2 protein-coding genes and 1 pseudogene are annotated in these 1,444 nt (G+C 40.4%); all 3 read left to right on the top strand.

Going from position 1 to position 1,444, the window contains the following annotated elements; translation table 11 throughout:
- Positions 1 to 677, top strand: a pseudogene (locus PX484_RS05510) (HetZ-related protein 2); the annotation flags it as partial.
- A gap of 138 nt (positions 678 to 815) precedes the next feature.
- Positions 816 to 974 (top strand): hypothetical protein, encoded by a 159-nt coding sequence (locus tag PX484_RS05515; RefSeq protein WP_002739601.1) that lies wholly within the window; start codon positions 816 to 818, stop codon positions 972 to 974.
- 2 nt (positions 975 to 976) lie between these two features.
- Positions 977 to 1,444: cryptochrome/photolyase family protein (locus PX484_RS05520; protein WP_288103098.1), on the top strand; the 468-nt coding region annotated here is incomplete at its 3' end.

Here is a 1,444-nt window from a genome sequence, read left to right on the forward strand (position 1 = left end):
AGGAATACGCTCTGCGTCCGATCCGCAATCAACCCCTGTTAGCCTATCGTTTTGTTAATTATCTCCGTCGTCAATCGAGAAGCGGTATCACTAATGTGCCGCGGCAAGAAATGATCCGGATTCTCTCCGATGAAATTAGTGACGATGAGGGGGAAACTAGCTTAAGTTTACTGGATCAAAATGCGATCGCTACCTACGAAGATCAACGCACTTGTCAAGAAGCGCAAATTCAACGGGCAAAAGTTCAAGAGAGTTTTGCTAGGTATCTAGAGGAAAATGTTAGTCCGGAGGCGGTGACTTGGTTTAACCTCTATCTAGGGGGCCAAGGCCAAGATGAGATCGCCAAAGAGATGAATATTCCCATCCAACAGATCTATCGTCTCCGGGAAAAAGTTGGCTATCATGCGATTAAGGTTTTTGCCCTCAAGGAAGGGACAGAATTAATCGCTGAATGGTTACAAATCAGCCCGAAAGAGCATAATTTTGGCTTAACTCTCAGTCAATGGCAAAGTTACTATGCTGGTCTTTCTCCCACGGGTAAAAGCGTTATCGAGGGCTTAAAAGCGGGTAAAACCCTTGAGGAAATCGCTGGCGAATTAAACTGTAAACGCACACAAGTGGTCAAAGAATGGACGCAACTTTATCTAAGCGCCCAAAGTCTTAGGACAAAAACCTAATCAGGAGTCAGGAGATAGGAGTCAGTATTCAGGAGTCAGGAGACAGCTTTTTTTCCCATCTCCCCAATTCCTAATTCATAATTCCTAATTCATAATTCATAATTACCATCCCCTTTTTGATTTTTGACTTCAAGAAATATGTGGATTATTAGCAAAAAAGTCGGGGTATTTACCCATTATTTAACCCCTACGGGTACATTTACCCCCAGCATCGACAAAGCCAGTAAATTTTCTGCTCGGGAAATGGCGGATATTATGGCTAAAAAATACGGCGGAATAGTAGAGGCCATGAGATAATTATGACCATTGGTATTTGGATTTTAGGGGATCAATTATGGACAGGACAAGCGGCCTTAGCTAATTGTCAAGCCTATTCACAGGAAACACCAGTTATTTTAATTGAATCCCACAATCATATTCGACAAAGACCCTATCATCGGCAAAAATTAGTTTTAATCTGGTCGGCGATGCGTCATTTTGCCGAAGAATTAAAAACTTTAGGATGGTCTGTAACCTACGAAGTTGCTGAAGATTTTGAACCGATTTTATCTGCTTGGATTAAGCGATTAGGTATTAAAGAATTACAGATAATGATGCCTAATGATTTGCCTTTTCTTAGATTAATCAAAAATCTCAATTTAGACTGTGCTATAACCCTAATTGATAATAATCACTTTCTCTGGACAAGGACAGATTTTAATAATTGGGCTAAATCTCGTAAAAGACTATTACTAGAGGATTTCTATCGAGAAAGTCGCAAAAAATGG

The organism is Microcystis sp. M49636_WE2 (genome assembly GCF_030065375.1).
Classification (GTDB): domain Bacteria; phylum Cyanobacteriota; class Cyanobacteriia; order Cyanobacteriales; family Microcystaceae; genus Microcystis; species Microcystis aeruginosa_C.